Below are 25,668 nucleotides of genomic sequence, written 5' to 3'. Positions count from 1 at the left end.
GTGGTACGGGGGCGCTACCGCTCCAGAGGCGCGAGCCCGTCCCCGGCCGGGGACACCCGGCGCCCCGCGTGGTCGAAGACGTACAGCTGCGCGAGATCCACCAGCAGCGGGATCTGGGCACCCACCCGGACCCGGACGTGCGGCCCCGTGCGCACCACGAGGTCGCTGCGCACCGCCCCCAGCCGTTCGGGAGCGGCGCCCGCGTCGGGCCCCTGGGCGGATTCCGGCGGCTGGTCCAGGACCGCCACCGACCCGGACAGCCGTCCCAGGGTCCGCTCCCTGAGCCGGCCGAGGCCGCTCCGCTGCCGCCTGAGACCGCGCCGGGGAGCGGCCGGGTGCCGCGCTGACTCCAGCTCCGCCACCCCCGCGGGGCGCGAGCCCGTGTCCACATGGACCAGGGCCTCGTGCCCCTGGTACTCGACGTGCTCGACGATGCCCGTCATCGCCGCCTCGCCCGGCCGCGCCTGGCTCGGCGGGGCGATCCTGACCGCCTCCGAGCGCAGGCCGACGATGACCGGACGCCCCTGCTGGATCCGGAGCAACTGGTGGTCGGTGCTGAGTGGTTGGGGAAGGGAAAGTCGTTGGTGCCCCAGATCGATCCACATGCCCGCGCCGAGCGGCGCGTGGACGACGGCCTGGAGCAGGCTGATGCGGGGCGTTCCGATGAACGCCGCCACGAACACGTTCGCCGGCAGCGCGTAGGTGTCCCGCGGTGAGCTGACCTGCTGAAGGACGCCGCCGCGCATGACCGCCACCCGGTGGCCGAGGGACATGGCCTCCGACTGGTCGTGCGTGACGTAGACCGTGGTGACACCCAACTCGGCGGTCAGACGGGCGATTTCGGCCCGCAGGTGGCCGCGCAGTTTCGAGTCCAGGCTGGAGAGCGGCTCGTCCATCAGGAACACCGACGGCCGGCGGGAGATGGCCCGGCCCATCGCGACCCGCTGCCGCTCGCCGCCGGAGAGCTGTCCGGGGAAGCGGTCGAGGAGGTCTTCGATGCCCAGCATCCGGGCCGTGGCCTCCACTTGCGGCTCGTGGTCCCCGCGGGGGTCGCGCAGCTTCAGCGGGAAACCGATGTTGGCGCGACCCGTCATGTTCGGATACAGCGCGAAGCTCTGGAACACCATCGCGATGTCCCGCCGGCTCGGCGGCATGTGGTTGGCGTACTCGCCGTCGAGGAACAGTTCGCCCTCGGTGATCTCCTCCAGCCCCGCGATCATCCGCAGAACGGTGGACTTGCCGCAGCCCGAAGGCCCCAGCAGAACCAGGAACTCGCCCGGCTCGACGGTGAGGGAGACGCGCTCGACGGCGAGCGAATCGCGCCCGTACCTCTTGCTGACATCGCGCAACGCGATGGAACGACTCATGACGATCCGCCCGGGGCTGGGATGGGGAGGGAGAGGGGGGTGGGGGAGTTGAGGACAGAAGCTAGCTCAGGCCGCCCCGTGAGGGAACGCCTTGGCGCAACCTCGCGGAATCCAGCCACGACCCGAGCGGGTGGGGCGGGTGGCGAACTGGGAGAACTTGCCTTTTCTGCGGACGAGTTGAGCGTCGATTCCTTGACCCCGGCCGTGAGCGGGTACTAGGTTCCCGCCATGAGAGAGCGCTCTCCCGCTATGTGTTCCGTTCCGTTCCCGTGATCAACGGCCCGTCGTCACCGCCACGGCGGCGGCGAAGCCCGGGGGGACCGCCACGTTCGTCAGTGACCAGCCGGGCAGACCGTCCGCCGGGGTGTCGCCGGCGCCCACGTAGTCGAGGGAAAGGCCCCGGGCGAGTCCGATGCCCAGGCCCTTGAGGTACGCCTCCTTGCGGACCCAGACCCGGCCGAAGGCCGCGGGCCGCTCCTCCGGGGCCAGGGCCTCCAGCTCCGCGATCTCCCGAGGGTGCAGCTGTCCGGCGAGCTCGGCCACGGCCGAAGCCGTGGGCAGCGCCTCCACGTCGGCCCCCACCGGCACCGGGCCCACGGCGAGCAGCGCGAGCCGGTCGCTGTGCGACAGGGAGAAGTGGACGGGCCCGTCCTCGGACACCGGCCGTCCGTGGGGGCCTCCGCAGCCGGGGCACGGGGCGCGGGTGATCCGTACCCGGCCGGGGGGAAGGTCCAGCCAGGCCCCGAGCACCAGCCGCAGCGCCACGTGCGAGGCGACGTAGCGGCGCCGGTCCACCTCGCGCTTGAAGGCGGCCGCCCGCTGCTGCTCGACCGGGTCCAGGACCTCCGGGGCCAGCCGGGCGGCCGCGCGGTCCTGGGCGTCGGTGTCGACCAGCCACACGGCGGTGGACGCGGTCGGCGGATCCTGTGCGGTCGACGGATCCTGCAGGGCCGACGGATCCTGTGCGGCGGGCGGGAACTGCGAACCGATCGTGAGGACATGGGGCGTGTGCACGATCGAACGGTCTCCTCGGTCCGGCGCCGGTCGTCGGCCGGCCTCGCCCTATTGTGCCGCGCTCTTCACGAGCGTGCCGATCAAGGCCTCGTCCGCGGCCGTCAGCCGCGGCAGGGCGAAGGAGGTCGGCCACATGGAGCCCTCGTCGAGGTGCGCCTGGTCGCTGAAGCCGAGCGTCGCGTAGCGCGCCTTGAACTTCCCCGCGCTCTGGAAGAAGCAGACCACCTTGCCGTCCCGGGCGTACGCGGGCATCCCGTACCAGAGCTTCGGCGCGAGGCCGGGCGCGCTCGCCCTGACGACGGCGTGGATCCGCTCCGCCATCACCCGGTCGGAGTCCCGCATTTCGGCGATCTTGGCGACGACCGCGGCCTCCTCCTCCGCCGCCTTGTCGGCGCGGGATCCGCGGCGCGCCGCGGCCTTCAGCTCCTTCGCGTGGTCCTTCATCGCGGCGCGCTCCTCGTCCGTGAATCCCTCGAACGTGCTCTGCGCGGGCTTGCGGGTGTTCGTCATGGCGGTTTTCCTCACGGGAGTCGGGGTGACGGGGCGGACTGGGATGGACGGTCGTACCAGGGGAGGCGAGGCGTTCCAGGGAAAGCGAGGCGCTCAGCCCCACGCGCCGGCGATCTGGCGGGTCGTGGCGTTGAGCCGGTTGAACAGGTTCGTGACGCCGATCATCAGGACGAGCGCGGCGAGCTGCTTCTCGTCGAAGTAGGTCGCGGCCGTGTCCCAGACCTCGTCGCTCACCGCGTCGGGACGGTCGGCCAGCCGGGTCGCGGCCTCCGCCAGCAGCAGGGCCGCCCGCTCCTCCTCGGTGAAGTACGGGGTCTCGCGCCAGACGGCGACCGTGGCCAGCCGCTCCTCGCTCACCCCGGCCTTGCGGGCCGCCTTGGCGCCGCTGTCGACGCAGGAGCTGCAGTTGTTGATCTGGCTCACCCGCAGGTGGACCAGCTCCAGCGTCTGCTTGTCCACTCCGCCGGTGTGCACGGCCTTGAAGACGTCCAGGATGGGCTGCATCGCGCCGGACAGGACGACCGCGGGGTTCTGCATACGGGACTGCATCTCGGTGTGCTCCTCTTCAGGCCTTCCGGAGTTCCGGTTTCCCGGTCTTCCGGTTCCCCCCTCGGGGTGTGACTCCATAACAGCCGCACCGGCCCGCGGCGGCGAGGACGGTGGGACACCCTGGGACAGGCGGAACATCCTTGACCAGCGAAGATGCGACCCCGGATAATTCGGGCGCGGCGGGACAGGGATACGGGGGAACCGTGGACATGGAACGGCGGACGGCCGGGGCCGACCCGCAGGACGAGCTGGCCGCACGGCTGCGGCTGCTCCAGGAGCTGTCCGGGCTCGGCGTACGGGCCCTCGCGAGGGAGGTCGCACTGAGCTCCTCCTCCCTCTCGCGCTACCTCAGCGGCCAGACCGCGCCGCCCTGGACCGCGGTGGTCGCCCTGTGCCGGCTGGTCAAACGCGACCCCCGCCCGCTGCGCTCCCTCTGGGAGCGGAGTTCCTCCCAGGCGTTGCCGGCGCCCCCGAAGGCCAGCCGCCAGGTCCAGCCGAAGCCCCGTAACGATCTGCCGCGCGACGCGGCCGACTTCACCGGACGCGAGACCCAACTCGCCGCCGTGCTCGCCGCGGTGGGGAGCCACCGGGGCGTAGCCGTCGACGGCATGGCGGGCGTGGGCAAGACCTGCCTCGCGGTGCGCGCCGCGCACCGGCTCGCCGCCGACTACCCCGACGCCCAGCTCTATGTGGACCTGCACGGATTCACCGAGGGCCGGGACCCCCTTGATGCCGACTCGGCGCTGCGGATGCTGCTCGGGGCGCTCGACGTACCGTCCGAGCGGGTCCCGCAGGAGGGCCTCGAACAGCTGGCGGCCTGCTGGCGCGCGGAACTGGCGGACCGGCGCGCCCTCGTGGTCATCGACAACGCCGTCGATGCGGAGCAGGTGCGCCCGCTGCTGCCCGGCGCCGGGGACTCCGTCGTCCTGATCACGAGCCGCAACCGGCTGCTCGGCCTCGACGAAGTGCCCCCGGTGTCACTGGACGTGCTCAGCCCGCAGGAGAGCGCGGAACTGCTCGCCAGGGCCAGCGGAGACTCCGGCGGCCCCGAAGGCCGCCTCGCCCGCGAACCGGAGTCCGCCGCCGAAGTGCTGCGGCTGTGCGGCCACTTGCCGCTGGCCCTGCGGCTGGCCGCGGCCCGGCTGCGGCACCGGCCGGGCTGGACGGTGGGCATCCTCGTGGAGCGGCTGGCGGAGGGCGCGAGCGAGTTCGACACCGCCTTCGCCATGTCCGTACGGCAACTGGACCGGGGCCAGGCCCGGTTGTTCCGGACCCTGGGCCTGCTGCCCGGCGGCTCCTTCGACGCGTACGCGGCCGCGGCCCTGGCCGACGTACCGCTGCGCGACGCCCGGGAGATGCTGGAGGACCTGGTCGACGCGCACCTGGTCCAGCAGCCGACGGCGGGCCGCTACCGGCTGCACGACCTGGTGCACCAGCACGCGCGGGGCGCCTGGGCGCAACAGGACTCCCCGGCCGAGCGGGAGCGTGCCCTGGGCCGCTTCCTCGACTACTTCGTGCACGCGGCGGCCGCGGCCGACGCGGCGATGCCGGTGCTCTCGCCGGGACGGGCGCCCTCGGCGGGCCGGCCCCCGGCCGCACTGCCGCGGTTCGCCGACAAGCACGCGGCCTGCTCCTGGCTCGCCTCGGAGTACGAGACGATGATCGCCGCCTTCGAGACGGCGGTCGCCGTCGGGGCGGACGCGCACGTGTGCGAGCTGCCCCGGTTCCTGCGGGCGTACTTCGCACGACGCTGCGGTACGACCCACCTCAACCACCTCTTCGAGCGCTCGCTGGCCGCCGCCGAACGCCTCGGAGATCCGCTGCGCCTCGCCGAGGCCTACAGCGACCTGGGCTTCGCGCGCTACAACGCGGGCCGGATGACCGAGGCCGCGGCCGCGTACGAGGAGGCCGGACTCCGGGTGGCCGAGGCGGGGGACATCCGCTCGGAAGCCGAACTGGTCCTGCGCCGCGGCTATCTGAGCTGGGACCGGGGGAGCGCCGGGGAGCCGCTCGAGCTCTTCCGGCTGGCCGGGAAGCTGTACGGGGAAGCCGGCCTCCCGGCGGGCACGGCCCACGCGGCCGCCTCGGAGGCCTGGGCGCTGCTCCAGGTGGGCGAGCGCGAGGAGGCTGCGAGCCGGGCCCGCGAGGTGCTGGAGGTGTCCCATCCGGACCCGGCGTGGCCGCCCGCCCTGACGGCCCGCATCACCCTCGGCATGGCCATCGCGGCGGAGCGGCCCGAGGAGGCGTCGGAACACCTGCACCGGGCGCTGGCCCTGGCCCGCGAGGACGGGCACGTGAACAACGAGGCGTGGTCCCTCAACTGCCTGGGCGTCGCGCTGCGCGGGATGGGCCGGTACGACGAGGCCCTGGCCAGTCACCGCGAGGCGTTCGCGCTGCTGGACGAGCTGTTCGAGGAACACTGGAAGGTCCGCTTCCTGGGCGGCTACGCCGAGACCTGCCGGCTCGCGGGTCTGCCCGAGGAGGCCCTGCGCCTGCACCGCCGGACGCTGGAGCTGGCCCCCGGGCTCGGCTGCCGGCACGAGGAGGCGCAGGCCCACGAGGGGATCGCGGCCCTGCTCGACGACGCGGATCCGGCCGCGGCGGCCGAGCACCGCACGGCGGGGCGCTCGCTCCGGGAGGAGCTCGCCGCCGGGGCGCCTTGAGCGGATCGCCCTGATGCTGTTGCAGGACTCCGGGCGGGCCTGACCTTGTCGTTTATCCAGTTCGGCGGGGTTTGGTCCCGATTTTGTGGTGTGCTGGTCGGGTGTAGGGCTCGCCGGTGGCGAGGACGCGTCCGACGTCGTAGCGGGTGGCGGGACGCTGGTTCTTCGAGCCGGGAGGTCGGCCGGGGCCCGGGCGGGTCGGTTTTGGTGCACGGGCTGGTGTGCCGGTCCGCGCGTGCAGGTTCCTGAACCCTCTGCGGACGCGGGCCGGTGTCAGCCTGTTCGGTTCCGCTGGCTTCTCCCACGGCCGGCGGAGGTCGGCGGCCAGCGGGCGGGCAAGGCGGAGCCGGGCATGTGCGGCCAGGATGATCCAGGTCCAGCGGTCTGCCGCGTCCGAGCTGCGGAGCCGGGGCTTGGTCCAGCCGAGGGTCTGTTTGAACAGGCGGAAGGTGTGCTCGAGGTCGAATCGTCGGAGGAAGGACTGCCAGCAGCGGTCGACGTCCGCGGTGGTGGCGCCGGTGCCCGACCACCACAGCCAGACCGGCTTGTTGACCCCGCCGCTGGGCAGTTTCTCCACGGTCAGGCGGATGACGGTCCCCTCGATCACGGGCAGTTCAGCCCCGTGGGCGAGCCAGGCGGCCCGCCGGGTCAGCCTGGGGTGCAGCCGGTCCCACGCCCGCGCGGTCGCATTCCCGTAGAGGCGGGTGTCCGTGGCCGTCACGACATGCTCAGAGCCCCAGGTCTCGGGCTGGCCGAAGACGAACTCGCCGCCGTGCCTCGGTGGGCGTCCGCCGGCGGGATGCTGCCTGTGGAACTCCTCGCGGGTGGGAGCCGGCCGGCACATCACCCGGTCCGAACGCATCCGTCCCAGGATCTCGACGGGCAGGCCGGCCAGCAGGTGAGCGATGCGCGGAGCGTCGTATCCGGCGTCCAGCACGACCAGGATGTTCGGGTCGCCTGGCTTCCACTGGCCCGCTGCAACGAGTCGCTCGAGGACCTCGCGAATCTGGAACGTGGTCACCGCTGCCACGTCAGCGCCGGGCCGGAGACGGACCGCATCGAGCACTGCCGTCCACGAGGTGCGGCCGCTCTCCAGCGCGGCCACTACCGAGTACGGCCAGCCGGGCACCATCTGGTGTTTGCCCACGCCACGGCCGAAAGTGTGGCAGAAGGCCCGGTCAGCGCAGGTATTGGCGTCCGGCCTCAGCCACGGCGAGACGTCCACCGCCAGGACCAGCCTGCCGTCCGCCGCCCTCGGCAGTGGCATCCCGGCCAGGGCCCGGCGCAGCCGGGCGACATCGATCCGGCCCTGGTTGAGACCGCCGTACAAACCACCGTGACCACGGCGGTGTTCAGGCGCGAGCGCGAGATCTACGAGCGTCCGCACCGGTCCGTCCGTGCACAGCAACGCGTCGCACAACTCGAACAAGGCATCGCCCCGCACGGTCAGACACGCGTACAACTCCGACCGGAAGTGTGACACTTCCGCGAACGCGTCCCGCAGGACGTCCTGCTCCATCAGACTCATGACCACGGCCTTCGCGCTGATCCGCTCTGTGACGGAGCCCAGGATCAAGCGAAGGCCGCCTTCGCGTCCGCTGAACTGCGAAAACGCCGACCAAGTGCGAGTCGCGTTCGACATCGGACCATAAACGACAAGCTGACAGCCTGTTTCCGAGCCGGCCCGACCAGGGGCCGGCCGGACCCGGGGGGACCACCATGAACACCAGAGCCGCCGCCATGGCCGCCATCGCCGCCACCGCGGCCTTCGCCCTGGCCGTGCTCGGCGCGGGCCCGGCCCTCGCGGACAACCACATCAGCGTCGCACCGCAGGGCCAGGACGGGGCGTCCGGGGAGCAGGGCGCGCAGTACCTCCAGGGGGACCAGGGCCCGAAGTTCCTCCAGGACGGCGCGTTCGAGCACTGATCCCGCGGCGCGCCTACGGCGTCTCCGGCCCCCAGTCGTTCGGGCAGGGGGCCGGGGGCTGCGGTGTCTGCGGGGCGGGGCCGTAGGCGTAGGCCACGAAGTCCTTGAGCTCCGGGCCCCAGTAGGGCCACGCGTGGTCGCCCGCGCCCCGGCAGTAGCGGTGGCCGACCGCGCGGTCCTTCAGGTCCTGGTGGAGCGCCGCGGTCATCGCGCCGATCTCCTTCTCGCCCGTACCGCCCGTGCCGCCCGCGTACAGGGCCATCTTCCCGCCGTACGAGGCGTACTTGCCGTCGACCGCCAGGTTGACCGGGTTCTGCCCGGGCCAGGTGTCCGGCGTGCCGAAGACCGTGGCCATCCGGTAGGGGGTGTCGCCGGTCACCCGGAACTTCCCGTCGAACAGGCCCGTCCACAGGATCGAAGCCCCCACCGTCCAGGTGGAGTTGGCGATGATGCTCTGCGCGCCCGGGTCGTAGATGTCCGTGCCGGGCGAGAAGGCGCCGACGGCGGAGAACAGCTCCGGGTGGCGGCCGGCGTAGCGCAGGGCCCCGTAACCGCCCATCGAGACGCCCGCGATCGCCCGCCCGGAGGCCGCTCGCACGGTGTTGAAGTTGGCGTCGATCCACGGGACCAGCTGCTGGACGTGGAAGGTCTCCCACTGCGGGGCGAAGAAGCCGTCCGTGTGCCCGGCCCAGTCGCTGTACCAGCCGGCCTTGCCGCCCTCCGGCATCACGACGATGCCCTTGAAGGCGGAGTCCTTCAGGTTCGCCGTGACATTGCCCTCGTCGGTCTTCGACCACTGCTCCACGTCGCCCGTGCCGCCGTGCAGCAGGTACAGCACGGGGTAGGGGTGCGCCGGGTCCCGCTGGTAGTCCTCCGGCAGCAGGATGCGTACCCGCACCGGCACCTGGACCGGGTTGATGGACGGGGTCCCGCCGTGCGCGGCGAAGATCGCGGAGGTGGTCACGGAGGCGTCGCCCATGCGTTCGCTCTGTCCCGCCGCCACCGACCAGGTCCGCAGGGTCAGCCCGGCGGCATTCGGCGCGGGCAGCGAGGGCAGGACGGACGCGGCGCCCACGGGGGCGGCGGGCGCGGCGACCACGAACGCGGCCGCGGCGGTGGCGGCGGCCGCGAGCAGGGCTGCGGCGCGGCGCAGGGGGAGGAATGCAAGGAAGGGGCGGGAGGGGCGGAGGGAGAGGGCGGGGCGGCGGCGCATGAAGGGCTCCCAGACGGTGGTGTGGGGAGAGGGCGAGGGCCGGGGCCCGGCAGGTGTAGCACGGGTGACCGGAGCCCGCCAGGAGGCGGACGGGGTTCCGGTCCTCACCGCCCGGTGCCGACCGGTGCCTCCGCGTATCCATGTATCCATGTATCCATGTATCCACGTATCCGCGGGCCGCCGCCCGCCCCGGGGAGGCGTTCACCCGCGGTCCACCCAGGGTCCGATCGCCCGCCGGGTCCGGCGGTGGGGTTTGTCAGCCGGGCGTGCTTTGCTGGAGGCATGATCGATGAACTCCTCGCCCGGAACCTGACCGACGTCGACGAAGCCGTGCGCAAGGCGGCGGCGATCGAGATCATGCCGAGATTCCGCCAGCTCGCGGACCACGAGGTGGACCAGAAGAGCGGTCCGCACGACCTCGTGACCGACGCCGACCGCAAGGCCGAGGAGTACCTCACGGCAGCCCTGACCCAGCTGCTGCCCGGCTCGGCCGTGGTCGGCGAGGAAGCGGTGCACGCCGACCCCACGGCCTACGGTGCGCTGCGCGCCGACGCCCCGGTGTGGATCGTGGACCCCGTGGATGGGACCCGGCAGTTCGTGCACGGGGACCCGGAGTTCTGCACCCTGGTCGCCCTCGCGCACCGCGGGGAGCTCCTCGCCTCCTGGACCTTCGCCCCGGCGCTGGAGGAGATGGCCACCGCCGTGCGCGGACAGGGCGCCTACGTCAACGGCGAGCGGATCCTGAGCGGTTCGCCGCGTCCGGGCACCGAGCTGCGGGTCGCGACCGCGCACCCGCTGTACACCACCGAGGACGAGCGGCGCGTCCTGGCGCGCCTCGACGTGCCCGGTGTGGTCCCCCGGGCCTGCGGTTCGGCGGGCCTGGAGTACCTGAAGGTGGCCCGGGGGGAGATGGACGGCCTGGCCTTCAACTGGCCGTCGGCCTGGGACCACGCGGCCGGGCTGCTGCTGGTCGCCGAGGCGGGCGGCTTCCAGAGCACCGTCGACGGGGTCCCCTTCCGGGTGGACCGGGACAACGCCCTGCCGTTCGCGGTCGGCCGGGACGAGGCCACGGCCGTACGGATCCGGGAGCTGCTCCGGGGCGAGTGACACCGCGGCCGGGCCCGGACCCGGCACCGCCGCAGGGCCCGGACCCGACACCCCCGCCCGGACCCGACACCCCCGCCGGACCCGCGGCTCGAGCCCGGGGCGGACGGAGTTGGCGCGGACGGTGGAGCCGCCTATGGACAGGCGCAATACCCTGGGGGCGGTGGCGCCGCCGGACGAAGGAGTCGCAAGTGCCGTCGATCCTCGATGCGGTCGTGGTGGGGGCCGGGCCCAACGGGCTGACGGCCGCCGTGGAACTGGCCCGGCGCGGCTTCTCCGTGGCCGTCTTCGAAGCCGCGGACACCGTCGGCGGCGGGGCCCGGACCGAGGAGCTCACCCTCCCCGGCTTCCGGCACGACCCCTGCTCGGCGGTGCACCCGCTCGGCGCCGGCTCCCCGGTGTTCTCCACGATGCCCCTCAAGCGGTACGGGCTGGAGTGGCTGCACGCCCCGCTGCCCATGGCGCACCCCTTCGACGACGGCACCGCGGCGGTGCTCTCCCGTTCCGTCGCGGAGACGGCCGCGTCCTTCGGGCCCCGCGACGCGGGCACGTACCGGCGGCTGGTGGAACCGTTCCTCGGCAAGTGGGACACCCTCGCCCGCGATTTCATGTCCCTGCCGAACACCGCGCTGCCCCGTGACCCGCTCACCCTCGCCCGCTTCGGGCTGGCCGGGCTGCCGCCCTCCACCTGGCTGCTGAGCCGCTTCCGCGACGACCGCGCCCGCGCCCTCTTCGCCGGGCTCGTCGCGCACGTCATCGCCCCGCTCGGCGGGATCGGGACCAGTGCCGTCGGCCTGGTCTTCGCCCTCGCCGCGCACGCGAACGGCTGGCCGCTGCCGCGCGGCGGCTCGCAGTCGATCTCCGACGCCCTCGCGGGGTACCTGCGCGACCTGGGCGGGACCGTCCACACCGGGTTCGAGGTCAAGCGGCTCGACGACCTGCCGCCGGCCCGGGCGTACGTCTTCGACACCTCCCCGACCGCGCTGGCCCGCATCGCACGCCTGGGCCGGGTCTACGACGGCTACCGCTACGGGGCGTCCGTGTTCAAGCTGGACTACGCCCTGGACGGCCCCGTCCCCTGGACCGCCGAGGAGCCCCGCCGGGCCGGCACCGTACAGATCGGTCCGCGCACCCGCGACATCGACGCGGCCCTGCAACTGGCCTCCGGCGGGCGGGTCCCGCGCACCCCCTTCCTCATCGCCGCCCAGCCCAGCCTGGTCGACCCCGGCCGGGCGCCCGAGGGCAAGCACACCTTCTGGGTATACGGGCACGTCCCGGCGGGCTGGGACGGCGACCTCACCGAAGCCGTCGAGCGCCAACTGGAGCGCTTCGCGCCCGGGTTCCGCGACCTGGTGCTCGCCCGCGCCACGGCGGGCCCGCCGCAGCTCGCCGCCCGCAACCCGAACTACGTCGGCGGCGACATCGCCTGCGGGGCCGCCTCCGGGCTCCAGCTCCTGCTGCGCCCCAAACTCACCCTGTCCCCGTACAACACGGCGCACCCGGCGGTGTTCCTGTGCTCCTCGGCCACCCCGCCGGGCCCCGGAGTGCACGGCATGTCGGGCCACAACGCGGCCAAGGCCGTCTGGCGCCACCTGCGCGCGAAGGGCGCCTGAGGACGCGCTCCGGATCCGTCCCCGCGGCTACCCGAGAGCGGCCTTGTGGGGGCCGATCGAGGGGTCCAGTTCGTGGAGCATCTTCCGGGAGTCCTCCAGGATCCCGGCGGTGCACAGCACCCGCCAGTCCGCGTAGGCGGGTGACTGCGCCAGCGCGGTCCGCAGGAAGCCGGTCTCGGCCTCGCCCAGCAGCCCCGCCAGGCGGGCCCGCACTTCCGGCGGGGGAGCGTCCTCCCGTACGTGTACGTCGGCCAGGTCGGCCAGTATCGCGGCGAGCGCGGCCAGTACCCCGTCGAGCCCGGCCGGGGCCTCGGCCCGCAGGGGCAGCATGGACTCCTCGTGCTGCGCCCAGTGCAGGGCGGGCGGGCGGCCTTCGCGGAAGGTCAGGTTGTACAGGCCGCGGGTGATCCCCCGGACCTGGTGTCCCACGTGGTCCAGGCACTGGGTGGCTTCGGCGAGCCGGTCCAGGCGGGGCCGCGAAGACCGGCCGCGCGGACGCCAGCGGATCGCGTCCTCGGCATCGCGGACGGCCTGGCGCACCGCGTCGAGCTCACTGGAGAGGGAGCGGGCCCGGCGGACCCAGTCCCCGGTGCGCGCGGCCCAGTCGTCCTCGGAGAGTCCGCGGGCGATCTCGGCCAGGAGCGCGGCCATCTGCCGGTTCAGGCGCGCCAGTTCCTCACCGGCGCGGCGGGTGAAACCGGGGGCGGGCAGTACGAGGCCGATGCAGGTGCCGACGAGCACGCCGACGACGTTGTCCTCCAGCCGCGAGGCCCCGTACCCGAAGGAGGTGGCGGAGCCCATGACGAGGACGGCGGTGAGCGCGATCTGGTGCATCTGTGAACCGAGGTTCATCAGGCGTCCGGCGTACATGCCGACGAGGACCACCAGGAGGACGCTCACGGTGTTCGTGCCGATGGAAGCGGTGGCCGCCACACCGAGCAGGAAGCCGAACAGGATGCCGGCCGCCCGTTGCAGGCTCTTGCGCGCGGTGGCGAAGGGCGTGGCCTGCGTGGCCTGGATGGCGCCGGCGGGGGCCAGTGAGGCCGCGTCGGAGTGCAGGAGCACGGAGGCGATCCACCAGGCGAGTCCCGCCGAGATCGCCGCACGCAGGACCATGCTTCCGTCGCCGAAGCCGGCGGTCATCCGGGACCGCAGGCCCTCCGCCATCACCGTTCTGTCCGATGCATTCACTTTTGGGACCTCAAGCGGCTGCGGTTGCGGTGGCAGGGCTGTCGGCCGCCTCCGGCGCGACGCTCCGCGCGGTGACGGCCGTCCGGCGGGACCGGGCCCAGAAGGCGAGGGTCGCGCACACCAGCAGGGCGGCCGTGGTGTCCTGGCCCCAGGCGCCCTGCTCCGTGAGCAGGAAGGCCAGGGCGGCGACGAGCCCGGCCGCGGGCAGCGTGAGGACCCAGGACACGAGCATGGCCCGCACGGTCTTCCGGCTCAGGACCCCGCCGGGGGTGGCGAGCCCGGCCCCGGAGACGCTGCCGGTGACGGCGTGCGTGGTCGACACCGCGAAGCCCAGGTGCGAAGAGGCCAGCAGCACGGCCGCCGCGCTCGTCTGGGCCACGCAGCCCTGCCGCGGGCCGAGCCGGGTCAGACATCCCATGCCGTTTCATGTCAAGAGGGATAGAGCTGGGCGTGGTGTGACCAGGCGGTTGCTTCGTCGTAGTGGGTGCGGGTTTTGAGGCATCCGTGGAGGATGCCGACGAGGCGGTTTCCGACCTGGCGGAGGGCAGGGTTGTAGCCGGCGTCGCGGGCGCGCTGCTTGTCGTAGTAGCGGCGGGCGCCGGGTGAGGTGTTCAGCGCGGAGAACGCCTGGAGTTGCAGGGCCGAGGCGAGGCGGTTGTTGCGGACGTAGCGGGCCTGGACGGTGTGGCTCTTGCCGGAGGCCCGGGTGATAGGGCTGGTCCCGGCGTAGTTCTTGCGGGCCTTCGCGTTGTCGTAGCGGGTGGGGTCGTCCCCGAACTCGGCGAGCACCCGGGCGCCGGTGATCTCCGCGATGCCGGGCATCGAGAGGTAGATCTCAGCGTCCGGGTGCTCAAGAAAATGTGCCTTCACCTGCCTTTCGAGCTCGGCTATCTGCTCGTTCAGACTGATCAGCAGGCGCGCGTGGGCTGTCGCGGCGGCCGCGTAGGCGGCGGTCACCGGTTCGGGCAGACCGAGGTGTTCTTCTCGCAGCGCGGTCTGGATCGTGGCGGCTTTCTGGGGCCGGTTGTGCCGGCGGTGGCGGGTCAGGACCGCGGTGATCTGGGGGCGCGTCAGCTTCGCCGCGGTGGCGGGCGTGGGCGCCTTGATCAGCAGCTCCAGTGCGTCCGTGCTGGTCAGCGCCAAGTCGGCGTAGGCGTCCAGGGCCGCGGGGAAGTACTCGCGCAGCGTATTGCGCAGCCGCTGGAAGGTGCGGGTGCGTTCCCAGATCAGTGTCTGGTGGGCACGGGCGACGACCTTCACGGCCTGGGCCTGCTCGCTGTCTCCAGCGACGGGCCGCAACTGGTCACGGTCGATACGGACCATGTCTGCCAGCGCGTGCGCATCGCCTTTATCGCTCTTGGCGCCGGAGGTTCCGTAGCGTTCCTTGAACCGGTTGACCTGCCTCGGGTTGATCGCGAACACCTGGTAGCCGGAGGCGATCAGGGCCTGCACCCACGGGCCGCGATCGGTCTCGATCCCCACCACCACCTCGGCGGAGTCCACATCCGCGCCACCGTACTTCGCGATGAGCGCGTGCAGTTTCGCGATGCCCTCCACCCCCTCGGGCAGGGTCGCGACGGCCAGCTTGCGGCCCGTCCCGTCCTGGACCTCGACATCGTGATGGTCTTCGGCCCAGTCGTCACCGATCAGCAGCAACAGTTCTCTCCCGCTCGTATCCGTTCGTTCAGTTGCACAGCAGCCTGCGGAAGGCACGGCACGCGGCCTAATGGATCCAGTGCTCACGCCCGTGGGCGGGCACGCCATCCCATCAGCGGTCATGGCCTCCCGGCCGACCAGCAGGGGCACGGTCTGACCACAGAACTCGAACGGCTCCGGCATCGGAAGTGCTCACCTGCTGGCGGCTACAACATCAAGTCTCTACGACCCGATACGTCCCATTAGGCCCGTACCGAGGGTGCGGATGATGCGCCAGCCGCCCGTGTAGGTGCCCAGGGCCATCGTGAGCCCCGCGGCCACGACGACCCACAGCGGGGGCCCGGCCCCGGCCGGTAGGGAGCCCGCCGTGACCAGGGTCAGCGTGATCACGCCCATGGTCTTCTGCCCGTCGCCGGTGCCGTGCGCCAGCGACACGAGGGCGGCCGCGAGCACCTGCCCGGCGCGGGCTCCGCGGCCCCCTCCGGGCCCCGTGCCGGGCTCCGCTCCGTGCTGGGTGCCGGGCTCCGGCTCGCGTCCCGCCCGGTCCGCGCCGCGTTCCGGTCCGCCCAGCCGGCCGGCCACGCGCGTGGCCGCGTACGCCACGAGTCCGCCGATCAGCGGAGACAGCGCGGCGGGGAGGAGGATCTTGCCGGCCACGGCCATCCCGTTGACCCCCTGGAGGCCCACCGAGGCGATGCTGGCGCCGAGCAGCCCGCCCACGAGGGCGTGCGAGGAACTGCTGGGAATTCCGAGCAGCCAGGTCACCAGATTCCACAGGATGGCCCCGGTCAGGGCGGCGAGGATGACCGGCGGACGTATTCCGGCGTGCTCGTCGATGATGCCGCCGGAGATCGTCTTGGCGACCGCCACCGAAACGAAGGCGCCGGCGAGATTGCACACCGCCGACATGGCCACGGCGACCTTGGGGCGCAATGCGCCGGTGGCGATGGCGGTGGCCACCGCGTTCGCCGTGTCGTGGAACCCGTTGGTGAAGTCGAAGAGCAGGGCCACCGCGATGGTGATCGCGATGAGCGTCGTGGAGGAGTCCATGAGTGCGTGTCTCTACGAGTCTCTGGAGGGGAGCGGTACGTCAGAACCATAGGCGCGCCGAACCGGACAAATCGGGCTCCTCGGTGAACGGAAAGCGAATAAGGCGGCGTTAAGTATAGGAAGGCAAAAATGCCGGGAAAATCCGTAAAGGATTTCGTCGTGAATTCCCGGCCCGGCCGTGGTGGAAGCGGCGTTCCGGTCTTATGGCCCTCGCGGGGCGGGTATTTCCTCCTTTTCTTCTGCCTCCTCATGGGCGATGGACGCCTCGCTCCCCATGGCCCAGGTGGAACTCCTCCAGGTCTGCGTCGAGCACTCCCCGGTGCGCGTCAGCGAACTCGCCTCCCACCAGCGCCTCGCGCAGTCCACGGTGAGCGGACTCGTCGCCACGACGGCCACGAACGGGCTGGTGATCCGCGAGGTGGACAGCGAGGTGGACAGCGAGGAGCGGCGCGCCGCGGCCGTCCGCGCCACCGACGCAGGCCGGCTGCGGCTGGCGGCTTGGACCCGCGCCCACGAACGCCGCCTGGAGCACGCGCTGACGGCCCTGCCCCACGCCGACCGCGCGGCGCTCCGTACGGCCCTGCCGGCCCCCACCCGCCTCGCCGCCAGCCTGGAGGACGGGGGCGGCGGGGGGGGCGAGGTCCTTCCCGGCCGGGCGGCGAGCGCGTCCGAGCCGGCCCCTTACTCACGCGACGGAGCTCCGGTCGAGCGGGGCGAGCTTCCGAAGTCGCCCCGAATCACCGGAGCTTCGACGTGTCATCGGTCTGTCGCGGTAAGTCTCCTCAAGCGGCACACGACACGTGGTGAGGAGTCTTCGTGATGATCGGTTGCCCTGTCCCTCCGTGGACAAGACCGGATGAACCGAATGCACCCGGGGACGGAGGCCGGCGGTGAGCGGGCCCCAGGCCGTCCACCTCTTCCTGGGCCTGGCCGTGATCCTGGGTCTCGCGCGGGCCATGGGAGCACTGGCGCGCAGATTCGGTCAGCCCGCGGTGATCGGTGAGATCCTCACCGGGGTACTGCTGGGGCCCACCCTGTTCGGCAGCCACCTCTCCGGCGTTCTCTTCCCCATCGGGGTCCGGCCCCTGCTCGACGCACTCGCCGCGGTGGGTGTCGCGCTCTTCATGTTCGTCGTCGGCAGTGAGCTCGACCTCGGCATCCTGCGGGGCGGGGGACGGGTCACCCTGTGGACGTCCCTCTGCTCGACCCTGCTGCCGCTGGTACTGGGCGCCGCACTGGCCTGGACGCTGGTGTCCTCGCATCACCAAGGCTCGCCCGTCGGCTTCGTGCTGTTCTTCTCGGTCGCGATGTCCGTGACGGCGTTTCCCGTCCTGGCGCGGATCATCGCCGACCGCGACCTGGCCGGCACCCGGGTCGGTGCCACCGCCCTGGCCTGCGCCGCCATCGCCGACCTGCTCGCCTGGACCCTGCTCGCCGTGGTGGTCGCGATCGCCACGGGCGAGCGCTTCGACTGGCGGCCGGCGCTGCTGGTGCCGTACGTGGCGCTGATGGTCAGCGTGGTCCGCCCGCTGCTCCGCCGGGCCGCCGGGATGGTCGCGCAGGACGAGCCGGGCGGCCGGGCCGGCAACAGGAACCTTCTCGCGCTCGTGCTCGGCGGGCTCCTGGTGTCGGCCGCCTTCACCGAATGGCTGGGCCTCCACTACATCTTCGGCGCGTTCCTGTTCGGTGCCGTACTGCCGCGGGGAACGGACGGCGGACTCCGGGACGGAGTCCTCCACAGGGTGGAACCGCTGTGCGGTCTGCTCCTGCTGCCCGTGTACTTCGTATTGTCCGGCCTGAAGGTCGATCTCTCCCGTCTGAACGGATCGGACCTCGGCCTGCTGGCCGCCGTCATGGCCGTGGCCGTCACCGGGAAGTTCGGCGGCGCGTACGTCGGCGCACGCATCGGAGGGGTGGACGGTCGCCGCGCGGCGGCGCTCGGCGCCCTGCTGAACACGCGCGGGCTCACCGAACTGGTGGTCCTCGGCGTCGGCTTGGAGCTCGGCCTCCTGGACGCGAAGCTGTACTCGCTGATGGTGGTGATGGCGGTGACGACCACCGCGCTCACCGGTCCGCTGCTGAGCCGGATCCTCCCCGCCACGAGGGCCCCGGGCGCCCGCGCCGGTGGCTCGACCCGGCCGGAGCCGCGTACCGTCCCGCTGCGGAAGTTCGATGCCAACGAGACGAAATCCCGCTGATGCCAGGGCGATTGCCGCATCGGCGGAGAAGCGGAGAAAGGGAATCCCATGCCGCGCATCACGATCGTCCAGGGCGACATCACCGCCGAGGCGGCCGACGCGGTGGTCAACGCCGCGAACTCCTCGCTCCTCGGCGGCGGCGGGGTCGACGGAGCCATCCACCGGCGCGGCGGCCCGGAGATCCTGGCCGCCTGCGAGGACCTGCGCCGCTCCCACTACGGCAAGGGCCTGGCGACGGGCCGGGCCGTCGCCACCACGGCCGGCCGGCTCCCGGCGGAGCACGTGATCCACACGGTCGGACCGGTCTGGTCGCGCGGGGAGGACCGCTCGGAGCTGCTCGCCTCCTGCTACCGGGAGTCGCTGCGGGTCGCCGACGAGCTGGGGGCCCGTACGGTCGCCTTCCCCGCGATCTCCACCGGCGTCTACGGCTGGCCGATGGACGACGGGGCGCGGATCGCGGTGGAGACCGTACGGGCCACCCGGACCGAGGTGGAGGAGGTCCGGTTCGTCCTCTTCGACGAGCGTGCCTACGCGGCGTTCGCGGCAGTGGTGGATGCCTAATGGGACGTATCGGGTCGTAGAGACTTGATGTTGTAGCCGCCAGCAGGTGAGCACTTCCGATGCCGGAGCCGTTCGAGTTCTGTGGTCAGACCGTGCCCCTGCTGGTCGGCCGGGAGGCCATGACCGCTGATGGGATGGCGTGCCCGCCCACGGGCGTGAGCACTGGATCCATTAGGCCGCGTGCCGTGCCTTCCGCAGGCTGCTGTGCAACTGAACGAACGGATACGAGCGGGAGAGAACTGTTGCTGCTGATCGGTGACGACTGGGCCGAAGACCATCACGATGTCGAGGTCCAGGACGGGACGGGCCGCAAGCTGGCCGTCGCGACCCTGCCCGAGGGGGTGGAGGGCATCGCGAAACTGCACGCGCTCATCGCGAAGTACGGTGGCGCGGATGTGGACTCCGCCGAGGTGGTGGTGGGGATCGAGACCGATCGCGGCCCGTGGGTGCAGGCCCTGATCGCCTCCGGCTACCAGGTGTTCGCGATCAACCCGAGGCAGGTCAACCGGTTCAAGGAACGCTACGGAACCTCCGGCGCCAAGAGCGATAAAGGCGATGCGCACGCGCTGGCAGACATGGTCCGTATCGACCGTGACCAGTTGCGGCCCGTCGCTGGAGACAGCGAGCAGGCCCAGGCCGTGAAGGTCGTCGCCCGTGCCCACCAGACACTGATCTGGGAACGCACCCGCACCTTCCAGCGGCTGCGCAATACGCTGCGCGAGTACTTCCCCGCGGCCCTGGACGCCTACGCCGACTTGGCGCTGACCAGCACGGACGCACTGGAGCTGCTGATCAAGGCGCCCACGCCCGCCACCGCGGCGAAGCTGACGCGCCCCCAGATCACCGCGGTCCTGACCCGCCACCGCCGGCACAACCGGCCCCAGAAAGCCGCCACGATCCAGACCGCGCTGCGAGAAGAACACCTCGGTCTGCCCGAACCGGTGACCGCCGCCTACGCGGCCGCCGCGACAGCCCACGCGCGCCTGCTGATCAGTCTGAACGAGCAGATAGCCGAGCTCGAAAGGCAGGTGAAGGCACATTTTCTTGAGCACCCGGACGCTGAGATCTACCTCTCGATGCCCGGCATCGCGGAGATCACCGGCGCCCGGGTGCTCGCCGAGTTCGGGGACGACCCCACCCGCTACGACAACGCGAAGGCCCGCAAGAACTACGCCGGGACCAGCCCTATCACCCGGGCCTCCGGCAAGAGCCACACCGTCCAGGCCCGCTACGTCCGCAACAACCGCCTCGCCTCGGCCCTGCAACTCCAGGCGTTCTCCGCGCTGAACACCTCACCCGGCGCCCGCCGCTACTACGACAAGCAGCGCGCCCGCGACGCCGGCTACAACCCTGCCCTCCGCCAGGTCGGAAACCGCCTCGTCGGCATCCTCCACGGATGCCTCAAAACCCGCACCCACTACGACGAAGCAACCGCCTGGTCACACCACGCCCAGCTCTATCCCTCTTGACATGAAACGGCATGGGATGTCTGACCGGCCAGGGCGGACCGGGAGGCCGATTGAAAGAATATGTAGATCGGTCTAGTCTGGCGCCATGGGACAAAAGGGTGCCGAGACGCGCGACCGACTGCTGGACGCGACGCAGGAGCTGATCGAGGCCGGAGGGTACTTCGGCGCCGGGCTCAATCAAGTGATCGCGGCCAGTGGTGCGCCCCGAGGCTCGCTCTACTTCCACTTCCCCGGGGGCAAGGACCAGCTCGTCGGCGAGTCCGTCCGGCGGGCCGGGGGAATGATCGGCGAGGCCCTGGGGGGACTGGCCGGCTCCAGTCCGTCGGTGGCGGAGTTCGTCGACGGGGTGCTGCGGCATCTGGGCGACCGGCTGGAGGAGTCGGGCTGGCGCAAGGGGTGTCCGGTGGCCACCGTGACGCTGGAGATGGCCGCCACCAGTGATCCGCTGCACGAGGCGTGCTCGGAGGTCTACGCCTCGTGGCAGGAGGCCCTGCGGGCGCGACTGGCGGCCCGTCCGGACGCCGAAGACCTCGCCGTCACGATTCTGGCCCTGGTCGAGGGGGCGCTCCTGCTGGCCCGGGCGCACCGCAGCAGGGGGCCGCTGGACAGCGTCTCCCGCCAGATCGGCGCCCTGCTGGCCTGATACGGCCCGCCTGACCTGACCTCATCTGACATGACCTCATCTGACATGGCCTGACCTGACACGGCCCGCCGCGACCGGCGGGCCTCGTTTTCGCCTCAGAATATGTAGACCGATCTATTCAAGGAGTTCCCATGGACGCGATCGTCTTCGGCGCGACCGGCTTCATCGGCCGCTCGCTCGTCGCCGAACTGCTCACCCGGGGCCTGCGGGTGGCGGCAGCCGTACGCAACGACACCCTCACCCCCTGGCTGACCTCCCAGGGCGTGGACACCGGCGGGCTGGACGTGGTCGTCGCCGACATCACGCGACCGCTCGCCGGACTGCCCGAGGTGCGCGACGTCTACAACGCAGCCGGCCGCTTCGCCTTCGGTCTCGGCGTGCGGGAGGCGCGGGCGACCAATGTCACCGGGGCGCTCAACGTGCTCGAATGGGCCGCCCAACTGCCCGGTCTGCGGCGGCTGGTGCACATCAGCGGGTACCGGGTGAGCGCATCCGAGGGCCACCCCGACTACGCCGGGCTGGGAGCGTACGAGGCGTCGAAGTTCGAAGGCGATCTCGCGGTGCGCGCCCGCGCCGCCGCCCTGGGAGTCCCGCTGACCATCGCGAACCCCAGCACGGTGATCGGGCCGGGCCAGTACATCGGCCTGGCCTCCCTCGTCGAAGACCTGTGGAACGGCCGGCTTCCCGCCCTGCCCGGCGGCCCCGACACGTTCCTGCCGATCGCCACGATCGAGTACTTCGTACGCTTCCTTGCGGAGGTCCCCACGGCGCCCGCGGGCGAGCACTACTGGGTGCTCGACGACGACACCCCCCTCCTGCCCGAGCTCATCGGTACGATCGCCGACCACATCGGCGTACGCGCACCCCGGCGGACGGTTCCCGCCGCTCTGCTGCGGCGCCTGCCGCGCAGGCTGACCGGCGCCGATCCCGAGACGCTGGCGTTCCTGTCCACCGACCGCTACCCGACGGCCTCCGCCCGCGCCTTCGCGGCGGGCGCCGGCCTGGAGATGCCCCCGGCCGCCGACGCCCTGCGCGGATGGGCCGACGACCTGGTGGCCGCGCGGTTCGGTGCCGCATCGCCGTGGCTGCGGCCGCACGGCTTCACCGAGGTGGCGGGCAGCCGTACCTGGGTGAGCGGGGAGCGGCAGCGCCCCGACCACGTCCTGCTGCACGGACTGCCGATGAACGCGGACCTCTGGGCGCCCCTCGCCGCCCTCCTTCCCGGCGCCGTCCTGGCCCCTGACCTGCCGGGCCTGGGCCGCTCGGCCGCGCCGGCCGGGCCGGTGGACGCGTGGCTGGCCGATCTGCTGGCCCCGGTGCGGACCCGCCCCACGCTGGTCGCGCACTCCCTGGCCTGCGGACCCGCGCTGCGCTTCGCCGTCGACCACCCGGACCGCGTCGGCGGCCTCGTGCTCATCTCCCCGGCGTTCCTGCAGGCACCCGCCTCCCGGCTCGCCCGCTCGGGCCTGGCCGCGGCGATGCTGCGCCGGATGTCCGCCGCCCGGCTGGCCCGGACGCTCGGCGTCCCCGAGGGGGCGGAGGTGGGGAGCGCCGCGGCCGACCTGAGCCGTCGCGGCGCGGCGCGCCGCGTGGTCGCGGCCCTGCGCACGGACGTCGCCGGACGCCGGAGGTCGCGGGAGCTGCTGGACCGGGTGACCGTCCCGGTCCGGATCGTCGTGGGCTCGGCCGATCCGCTGGTCGAGGCCGCGGACCACCCGGTGGCCGAGATCGACGGGGCCGGGCACTACCCCCAGCTCACCCACCCCGCGCAGGTCGCCCGCCACCTCGCCGCCGTCTCCGCTCGGATCGGCGGATGACCGGCGTACGAGCGGCCTGGGACCGGCGTACGAGCGGCCTGGGACCGGCGTACGACGAGCCTGGGACCGGCGTACGACCAGCCCACGAGCAGCCTGGGGCCGGCGTACGGCCGGCCCACGAGCGGCGTCCGGCCGGCTGGGCCTCATCAGCGGGTGACCGCCGTGTTCGGCTCAGGGGGACGGTGCCCGCCTCGATGCGCCCGGGGCGGGCCGGGGGTACGTCCTCGTCTGCTTGACGCTGCCGTACGCGAAGCTCGACTCGATCGAGGCGATACCGGGGATGGCGTGGATCCGGTGGCGCACCAGGGCTTCGTAGGCTTCGAGGTCCTCGATGACGACGCGGAGCAGGTAGTCGCTGCTCCCCGCCATCAGGTAGCAGTCCTGGATGTGCTCGATGACCGCGACGTGCTCTTCGAACAGCCTCACCGCCTCCGCCGTGTGGCGTTCGAGGCGGATCCGGACGAACACGGTGACCGGGAGTCCGAAGGCGACCTGGTCGACCATGGCGGTGTAGCCGCGGATGAGGCCCGCTTCCTCCAGGCGCCGCACCCGGCGCAGGCAGGGCGACGGGGAGAGCCGGACGCGGTCGGCCAGATCCTGGTTGGAGAGGCGTCCGTCGGCCTGCAATTCCCTGATGATCTGCAGATCGACTGCGTCCATGGCCACTCCTTGGCAGATTCTGCCCCAAACGTATGTCCAGGAGGCAGAACTGGCAATCGACTGCCCCGCTCCAAGCTCTAGCGTTGCTCCCGAACGGGCCGGACCGGTCCGCTCTCAGAGGCTGGAGCAATTTCCTTGGTCGCGACGAACACCACCCCGGCGACCGCGCCTCCCGACGCGGCGGGCCCGAAGGCCGGACACCCCGGCCGCTTCGGGCTCTCCCCGCAGGCCGAAGGCCTGCTGGCGCTCCTGCTGACCGTGGCGATCTGGGCGGCCTTCGCGCTCAGCGCCCGCGCCCTGAGCGCCTCCTCCCTCCTGCCGGCCGACGCGGCCCTGCTGCGGTTCGGTGTCCCCCTCCTCGTCCTGCTCCCCGCCCTGTGGCGGCGCCGCCACCGCATCGCCGCAGTGCGGCCGGGCGTCGCGCTCAAGATCATCTGCGGTGCGGGCGTGCCCTTCTTCCTGGCGGCGATGCACGGGGGCGCCCTGACCTCCGCGGCCTTCGTCGGCTCGATCGTCCCCGGGATGGTCCCGCTGTTCGTCTCGGCGATCATGGTCCGCCGCGGACACGGGGTTCCCCGGGGAACGCAGGCGGCCGGGCTCGCGCTGATCGCGTCCGGTGTCGTCGCCCTCGTCTGGCGCTACGTCGTCCCGGTGGACACGGACGTACTCGCCGGTACGGGCACGCTCCTGGTGGCCAGCGGGTTGTGGGCCCTCTACACGGTGGGACTGCGCGAGGTGGACCTCGATCCCGTCGGATCGATCGGACTGCTGTGCCTGCCCTCCTTCGCGGTGATCGGGGTCCTGGTCCTGACCGGGGTGCTCCCGACGGGCATCGCGCACGCCGCGGGCGGCGACATCGTGCTGTTCCTGGTGGTTCAGGGACTCGGAGTCGGGCTGTGCGCGGGCCTGCTGTACGCCTTCGCCATCCGCAGGCTGGGCGCCGAACGCAGCTCCGTCGTCGGCAGCCTCAGCCCCGTCGCCGTCGTCCTGCTCGCCGTCCCCCTGCTCGGTGAGTCGCCGACCCCCGCCGTACTCATCGGCGTACCCCTCATCACCGCCGGCGTCGTCCTCGCCAACCGCCGCCCACGACCCAAGGTGCCCGCAGATGCTTGAGCTCCTCCCGCCGCCGCCCACCGACCCGCTGTGGGACCTGACCTACGAGTTCGGCACCGACGAGCGGCCCGAACGCCTGAACCTCGTCCTCGGCGTCTACCGGGACCAGACCGGAACCACGCCCGTCATGGCCGCCGTGCGCGAGGCCGAGATACGCCTGGCGGAGCGCTCGGAGTCCAAGGAGTACCGCGGGCTCTCCGGCAACGCAGCCTTCAACAGCTCCCTGCTGGACCTGGTCCTGGGCCCCGGCCCGGGCGGACCGTCCGACCGGGCCGCGGCCGTCCAGACCGTCGCGGGCTCCGGCGCACTGCGGCTGCTGGCCGATCTGATCTGGCGTACCCGCCCCGGCACCACGGTGTGGGTCAGTGATCCGGCCTACGTCAACCACCGGCCCATCCTGGAGGCCGCCGGGCTGAAGGTCCGCCCGTACGGCTGGCGCGACGCCGAGGGCGGCTTCGACACGGCGGGCGTGCTGCGGGAACTGAGCCGGGCCCGGCGGGAGGACGTCGTCCTGCTCCAGGGGTGCTGTCACAACCCCACGGGTGTGGACCCCCTCCTCGACGACTGGAAGGCGCTGGCCGATTCGGCCGTCCGCGGCGGCTGGGTGCCCTTCGTCGACCTCGCCTACCACGGGCTCGGCGACGGCCTGGAGGCCGACCTGCGGGCCACGCGGATGCTGGCGGCGCGCGTGCCGGAAATGCTGATCGCGGTCAGCTGCTCCAAGAACTTCGGCCTCTACAGCGACCGCGTCGGCTGCGCGATCGTTCTCGGCGCCTCGGGCCAGGCCGTGCGCCACGCCGAGACGGCCCTGCAGAACGCGGCCCGGACGCTGTACTCGATGCCGCCCGAGCACGGCGCGGCCGTCGTGACCACGATCCTGGAGGACGCGGGCCTACGGGCCGCCTGGCGAGCGGAACTGGACGTCATGCGGGGCAGGATCATGGCCAACCGGGCCGATCTGGCCGCCCACTTGAGCGCCCTGGGCTGTGGGGAGCGGACGCGATCGCTGGCACGGCAGAAGGGGATGTTCTCCATGCTGCCGCTCGCACCGCACCAGATGCTCCGGCTCCGCCGGCAGCACGCCGTCTACGGAACCACCTCGGGGCGGATCAACATCGCGGGAATCCCCGCGAACCGCATTCCCCACCTCGCACAGGGCATCGCGGCGGTCCTCGACGAGGCCGACGCGCCACGGGTGATCCTGCCCGCCTAGGCCGTCTCTTTCGGATCTTGCCGGGCCCGCGACGCCCGGCACCGCGCCTGGCCGCACTGCCGAGGCGACCACGTACGCCCAGTACGCGAACGCCCCGACAGCACGGCCAGGCACGGCACGGCACCAGACGCCGCGGAC

The 25,668-nt window shown here is 72.4% G+C and carries 22 protein-coding genes and 1 pseudogene; 12 read left to right on the top strand and 11 right to left on the bottom strand.

What is annotated here, in order from left to right; all coding sequences use genetic code 11:
* Positions 1–14: 14 nt before the first annotated feature.
* From OG435_RS40670 to OG435_RS40655, 4 genes are all read right to left on the bottom strand, one after another.
* Complete coding sequence (locus OG435_RS40670; protein WP_266885101.1) at positions 15–1,367, bottom strand: ABC transporter ATP-binding protein; 1,353 nt, start codon at positions 1,365–1,367, stop codon at positions 15–17.
* A gap of 273 nt (positions 1,368–1,640) precedes the next feature.
* On the bottom strand, positions 1,641–2,381 hold the full coding sequence (locus tag OG435_RS40665) for a 4'-phosphopantetheinyl transferase family protein (RefSeq protein ID WP_266885099.1): 741 nt from the start codon (positions 2,379–2,381) through the stop codon (positions 1,641–1,643).
* Between the two features lie 48 nt (positions 2,382–2,429).
* Positions 2,430–2,891 (bottom strand): iron chaperone, encoded by a 462-nt coding sequence (locus OG435_RS40660; RefSeq protein WP_266885097.1) that lies wholly within the window; start codon positions 2,889–2,891, stop codon positions 2,430–2,432.
* 93 nt (positions 2,892–2,984) lie between these two features.
* The gene (locus OG435_RS40655; protein WP_266885095.1) at positions 2,985–3,440 is read right to left on the bottom strand and encodes a carboxymuconolactone decarboxylase family protein; all 456 of its coding nucleotides are present in this window, start codon (positions 3,438–3,440) and stop codon (positions 2,985–2,987) included.
* 140 nt (positions 3,441–3,580) lie between these two features.
* Here OG435_RS40655 and OG435_RS40650 point away from each other — a divergent pair, with 140 nt between their 5' ends.
* Positions 3,581–6,103 carry a tetratricopeptide repeat protein gene (locus OG435_RS40650; protein WP_266885093.1) on the top strand — a complete coding sequence of 841 codons (2,523 nt, stop codon included), beginning with the start codon at positions 3,581–3,583 and terminating at the stop codon, positions 6,101–6,103.
* A 52-nt stretch (positions 6,104–6,155) separates the two neighbouring features.
* Here OG435_RS40650 and OG435_RS40645 read toward each other — a convergent pair whose 3' ends face one another.
* Entirely contained in the window at positions 6,156–7,631 is a 1,476-nt protein-coding gene (locus tag OG435_RS40645; protein ID WP_266881490.1) for an NF041680 family putative transposase, read from the bottom strand.
* Between the two features lie 191 nt (positions 7,632–7,822).
* Between OG435_RS40645 and OG435_RS40640 the strand changes: the two genes are divergently transcribed.
* A complete protein-coding gene (locus tag OG435_RS40640) occupies positions 7,823–8,029 on the top strand; it encodes a hypothetical protein (protein WP_266885090.1) in 207 nt (68 codons plus the stop codon).
* A 13-nt stretch (positions 8,030–8,042) separates the two neighbouring features.
* Here OG435_RS40640 and OG435_RS40635 read toward each other — a convergent pair whose 3' ends face one another.
* Positions 8,043–9,242, bottom strand: a complete 1,200-nt coding sequence (locus OG435_RS40635; protein ID WP_266885088.1) for an alpha/beta hydrolase — start codon at positions 9,240–9,242, stop codon at positions 8,043–8,045.
* 282 nt (positions 9,243–9,524) lie between these two features.
* Here OG435_RS40635 and OG435_RS40630 point away from each other — a divergent pair, with 282 nt between their 5' ends.
* A complete protein-coding gene (locus OG435_RS40630) occupies positions 9,525–10,349 on the top strand; it encodes an inositol monophosphatase family protein (protein ID WP_266885086.1) in 825 nt (274 codons plus the stop codon).
* Positions 10,350–10,537: 188 nt separating this feature from the next.
* Positions 10,538–11,959 (top strand): phytoene desaturase family protein, encoded by a 1,422-nt coding sequence (locus OG435_RS40625; protein WP_266885084.1) that lies wholly within the window; start codon positions 10,538–10,540, stop codon positions 11,957–11,959.
* 27 nt (positions 11,960–11,986) lie between these two features.
* Here OG435_RS40625 and OG435_RS40620 read toward each other — a convergent pair whose 3' ends face one another.
* The 4 genes and pseudogenes from OG435_RS40620 to OG435_RS40605 all read right to left on the bottom strand — a co-directional run.
* Positions 11,987–13,150 carry an FUSC family protein gene (locus OG435_RS40620; protein WP_266885082.1) on the bottom strand — a complete coding sequence of 388 codons (1,164 nt, stop codon included), beginning with the start codon at positions 13,148–13,150 and terminating at the stop codon, positions 11,987–11,989.
* A 10-nt stretch (positions 13,151–13,160) separates the two neighbouring features.
* Entirely contained in the window at positions 13,161–13,568 is a 408-nt protein-coding gene (locus OG435_RS40615; protein WP_266885080.1) for an inorganic phosphate transporter, read from the bottom strand.
* An 11-nt stretch (positions 13,569–13,579) separates the two neighbouring features.
* Positions 13,580–14,806, bottom strand: a complete 1,227-nt coding sequence (locus OG435_RS40610) for an IS110 family transposase (protein WP_266875563.1) — start codon at positions 14,804–14,806, stop codon at positions 13,580–13,582.
* Positions 14,807–15,049: 243 nt separating this feature from the next.
* Positions 15,050–15,856: pseudogene (locus tag OG435_RS40605) on the bottom strand (inorganic phosphate transporter); the annotation flags it as partial.
* Between the two features lie 256 nt (positions 15,857–16,112).
* On the opposite strand from OG435_RS40605, the gene OG435_RS40600 reads away from it, so the two are divergent.
* The 6 genes from OG435_RS40600 (at position 16,113) to OG435_RS40575 (ending at position 22,544) form a co-directional block, all read left to right on the top strand.
* Positions 16,113–16,676 (top strand): MarR family winged helix-turn-helix transcriptional regulator, encoded by a 564-nt coding sequence (locus tag OG435_RS40600; RefSeq protein ID WP_266885078.1) that lies wholly within the window; start codon positions 16,113–16,115, stop codon positions 16,674–16,676.
* Positions 16,677–16,746: 70 nt separating this feature from the next.
* Positions 16,747–18,054 carry a cation:proton antiporter gene (locus tag OG435_RS40595; protein ID WP_266885075.1) on the top strand — a complete coding sequence of 436 codons (1,308 nt, stop codon included), beginning with the start codon at positions 16,747–16,749 and terminating at the stop codon, positions 18,052–18,054.
* A gap of 48 nt (positions 18,055–18,102) precedes the next feature.
* On the top strand, positions 18,103–18,615 hold the full coding sequence (locus OG435_RS40590; protein WP_266885073.1) for an O-acetyl-ADP-ribose deacetylase: 513 nt from the start codon (positions 18,103–18,105) through the stop codon (positions 18,613–18,615).
* 242 nt (positions 18,616–18,857) lie between these two features.
* Positions 18,858–20,084 carry an IS110 family transposase gene (locus tag OG435_RS40585; protein ID WP_266875563.1) on the top strand — a complete coding sequence of 409 codons (1,227 nt, stop codon included), beginning with the start codon at positions 18,858–18,860 and terminating at the stop codon, positions 20,082–20,084.
* A gap of 85 nt (positions 20,085–20,169) precedes the next feature.
* Positions 20,170–20,727 carry a TetR/AcrR family transcriptional regulator gene (locus OG435_RS40580; RefSeq protein ID WP_266885071.1) on the top strand — a complete coding sequence of 186 codons (558 nt, stop codon included), beginning with the start codon at positions 20,170–20,172 and terminating at the stop codon, positions 20,725–20,727.
* Between the two features lie 131 nt (positions 20,728–20,858).
* Positions 20,859–22,544 (top strand): alpha/beta fold hydrolase, encoded by a 1,686-nt coding sequence (locus OG435_RS40575; RefSeq protein ID WP_266885068.1) that lies wholly within the window; start codon positions 20,859–20,861, stop codon positions 22,542–22,544.
* A 171-nt stretch (positions 22,545–22,715) separates the two neighbouring features.
* Here the strand turns inward: OG435_RS40575 and OG435_RS40570 are convergent, their stop codons facing one another.
* Positions 22,716–23,204 (bottom strand): Lrp/AsnC family transcriptional regulator, encoded by a 489-nt coding sequence (locus tag OG435_RS40570; protein ID WP_323188003.1) that lies wholly within the window; start codon positions 23,202–23,204, stop codon positions 22,716–22,718.
* 135 nt (positions 23,205–23,339) lie between these two features.
* Between OG435_RS40570 and OG435_RS40565 the strand changes: the two genes are divergently transcribed.
* Positions 23,340–24,317, top strand: a complete 978-nt coding sequence (locus OG435_RS40565) for a DMT family transporter (RefSeq protein WP_266885063.1) — start codon at positions 23,340–23,342, stop codon at positions 24,315–24,317.
* On the top strand, positions 24,310–25,530 hold the full coding sequence (locus OG435_RS40560; protein ID WP_266885061.1) for an aromatic amino acid transaminase: 1,221 nt from the start codon (positions 24,310–24,312) through the stop codon (positions 25,528–25,530). The genes OG435_RS40565 and OG435_RS40560 overlap by 8 nt, the downstream gene beginning before the upstream one ends.
* The last annotated feature ends 138 nt before the right edge of the window (positions 25,531–25,668 follow it).

Source organism: Streptomyces sp. NBC_01264, from assembly GCF_026340675.1.
Lineage (GTDB): Bacteria > Actinomycetota > Actinomycetes > Streptomycetales > Streptomycetaceae > Streptomyces.
This window is presented reverse-complemented; position numbering and strand designations above follow the sequence as displayed.

Bases quoted from the DNA above. Each gene is read 5' to 3' on its own strand.
- OG435_RS40655 (WP_266885095.1), bottom strand. From the start codon at position 3,440: ATGCAGTCCCGTATGCAGAACCCCGCGGTCGTCCTGTCCGGCGCGATG.
- OG435_RS40590 (WP_266885073.1), top strand. From the start codon at position 18,103: ATGCCGCGCATCACGATCGTCCAGGGCGACATCACCGCCGAGGCGGCC.
- OG435_RS40570 (WP_323188003.1), bottom strand. From the start codon at position 23,204: ATGGACGCAGTCGATCTGCAGATCATCAGGGAATTGCAGGCCGACGGA.
- OG435_RS40560 (WP_266885061.1), top strand. From the start codon at position 24,310: ATGCTTGAGCTCCTCCCGCCGCCGCCCACCGACCCGCTGTGGGACCTG.
- OG435_RS40600 (WP_266885078.1), top strand. From the start codon at position 16,113: ATGGACGCCTCGCTCCCCATGGCCCAGGTGGAACTCCTCCAGGTCTGC.
- OG435_RS40630 (WP_266885086.1), top strand. From the start codon at position 9,525: ATGATCGATGAACTCCTCGCCCGGAACCTGACCGACGTCGACGAAGCC.
- OG435_RS40580 (WP_266885071.1), top strand. From the start codon at position 20,170: ATGGGACAAAAGGGTGCCGAGACGCGCGACCGACTGCTGGACGCGACG.
- OG435_RS40615 (WP_266885080.1), bottom strand. From the start codon at position 13,568: ATGGGATGTCTGACCCGGCTCGGCCCGCGGCAGGGCTGCGTGGCCCAG.
- OG435_RS40660 (WP_266885097.1), bottom strand. From the start codon at position 2,891: ATGACGAACACCCGCAAGCCCGCGCAGAGCACGTTCGAGGGATTCACG.
- OG435_RS40645 (WP_266881490.1), bottom strand. From the start codon at position 7,631: ATGAGTCTGATGGAGCAGGACGTCCTGCGGGACGCGTTCGCGGAAGTG.
- OG435_RS40640 (WP_266885090.1), top strand. From the start codon at position 7,823: ATGAACACCAGAGCCGCCGCCATGGCCGCCATCGCCGCCACCGCGGCC.
- OG435_RS40575 (WP_266885068.1), top strand. From the start codon at position 20,859: ATGGACGCGATCGTCTTCGGCGCGACCGGCTTCATCGGCCGCTCGCTC.
- OG435_RS40635 (WP_266885088.1), bottom strand. From the start codon at position 9,242: ATGCGCCGCCGCCCCGCCCTCTCCCTCCGCCCCTCCCGCCCCTTCCTT.
- OG435_RS40670 (WP_266885101.1), bottom strand. From the start codon at position 1,367: ATGAGTCGTTCCATCGCGTTGCGCGATGTCAGCAAGAGGTACGGGCGC.